The sequence below is a fragment of the Pseudomonas sp. GZJR-8 genome (genome assembly GCF_002916705.1).
Taxonomy (GTDB): Bacteria; Pseudomonadota; Gammaproteobacteria; order Pseudomonadales; family Pseudomonadaceae; genus Aquipseudomonas; species Aquipseudomonas synxantha_A.
Window position 1 is genome coordinate 1 of sequence record NZ_JXSI01000027.1, and the last position, 2,041, is coordinate 2,041.

1 protein-coding gene is annotated in these 2,041 nt (G+C 60.8%); it reads right to left on the reverse strand.

Features of this window, described 5'->3' with window-relative positions; all coding sequences use genetic code 11:
* Window positions 1-2,041, reverse strand: a 2,041-nt coding sequence (locus tag TK42_RS26685) for a DUF6531 domain-containing protein (protein ID WP_146097903.1), incomplete at both ends; no start/stop codon positions are given.

A 2,041-nucleotide genomic window follows, 5' to 3' on the forward strand; every position in this document is an offset into this window, starting at 1 on the left:
GGTCGCGCTCGTAACGGGTGATTAGCTGACTGCCGTCATCGCCGTGTTCGGTCTTTTCCTGCAGATTGCCGTTGAGGTCGTAGACGTAGGCGGTGCGTTGGCCGTCGAAGCCGGTTTCCTGCTGGATCAGGCCGTTGGGGTGGTAGTCGAGTTGGTAGGTTTCGCCGACTTCGTTTTCGATTTCGGTCAGCAGTAAGCGAACGTTGTCGTAGCGGTATTTGACCTGGGTGCCGTCGGCGTTAATACGGCGGCTGATCAGGTGCAACCCATCGGCGTATTCGTAGCGGGTGACGTGGCCCAGTTCATCGCGCTCGGCGATGATTTTTCCGTAGGGGTTGTAGCTGAATTCTCGTGTGGTGCCGCCTGGCAAGACGAGGCGAATCAACCTACCGACGCTGTCCCATTCATAGACTGTCTGCGCGCCGTGTTCATCCTCGCGGGCAATCTGTCGCCCCAGGTCGTCATAGCGATAACGCTTGATCCCGCCATTGGGCAATTGCTCTTCCAGCAATTGCCCACGTTCATTCCACACCAGCCGATGGCAACTGTGATCCGGGTACCAAACTCCGGTCAGTTGCCCGTGTTTGTTGTAGCTGTAGTCAGTCGAATTGCCATCCGGATTAGTTTTGCGGATGACATCGCCTTGCTCATTACGCTCGTATTTCCAGACAGCCTCGCCGCGCCTTACAACCCGTACGAAGCCGTTGTCATGTTCGTAGGAGGTCGGCTCGTCATCCCCCGGAAACAACGCCACCAAGCGTCCGGCTTCGTCGTACTGATACGCCGTCACCGCGCCCAGCGGATCCTGCTCGACGGTCAGCCGCCCCTTGGCATCGTAGGATTTGAAATGCTGCGCGCCGTCCGGATCGATGCGCTGAACCAACCGCGCCCGGTCGTCGTGGACATAGACTTCCTGGCTGCCGTCGGCGTTATGCACGGTGACACGGCCGTCATCCCCCCAGGCATAGCGCGTGTCCATCTGCGAAAAACTTGCCCAATGCCGGACACAGCGTGCCGCCTTGCCGGCGCCTCTCCACTCCCAAAAGAAACTCGCCCCACCGGCCAACTGCCGCTCGACAATGACGTGCTGATCGTCGTACCGATAACGCTCGCTTTCCCCGACAGCATTGGTCGCGCAAACCAGTCGTCCATCTTCGTCATAGGCGTAGGAAACGACGTTCTGCTCGGTTTCCCAGACGTAAGGTGCACGCCCTGTGGCGCGATGAACCTGGTAGTCCACCGCGACGATTCGATCCAGCTCATAACGCAGCAGCAGCGAGCGACCAGCACCGTTATCCAACCGCTCAATTCGCCCGGAACGATCACGGCAAATGCGTAGACGGTTGTCATACGCATCGCTGATCGCAGTCAGTACACCGTCGCGAAAGTGATAGAACCGCGACGCCTGGGCCAGCACCAGCTCATCAGGAACCGAACCCAAGTAGATCGCCGCTTCTGCCAGGCTGTTGGTAATCGCGGGTCGAGCAGAAGTCGGCAAGGGCAGGGTGGTCGAGCGGTTCTCATGGTCGATCCACACCACCGAATCGCCCGACACACAAAGCCGGTGCGCCAGCGCATGGCTCCAGCCAAACCCCAACCCACAATCCACATCCACCGCACTGGTGCGATACAGCCGTGTCCACTCAAACGGCAAAATCCCGTCCAGCGCGCCGTCGGTGAGGGTAAGCAATTCCTCCCCGGTGACCATCGACACCGGGCAGCCGTTGGTGACCGTCTTGTCCGCTGGCGCCGCCGCATCTCCCTTCGGATTGGAAGCCACGGCAGGCGCATCATCCACATGCTCCTGCCGGACCAATACCGTCTGCCGAGTCTTGTTGCGAACCACCGGCACCGGGTTCGAAACCAGCGTGTCGCCCGCCTTCAACGGAACCACCGGCACGGCCTTGACCGGCGTCGCCGCACTGCTCAGCAACACAGGCTTGGCGGCCTCAACATGCGTGTCCAGCCGCGGCCCCGCCACCTGCCTGGCCAGCAACTCCAACAACGCCCGCGCCCCGCCGGACTTGACGCCACTCAGCAC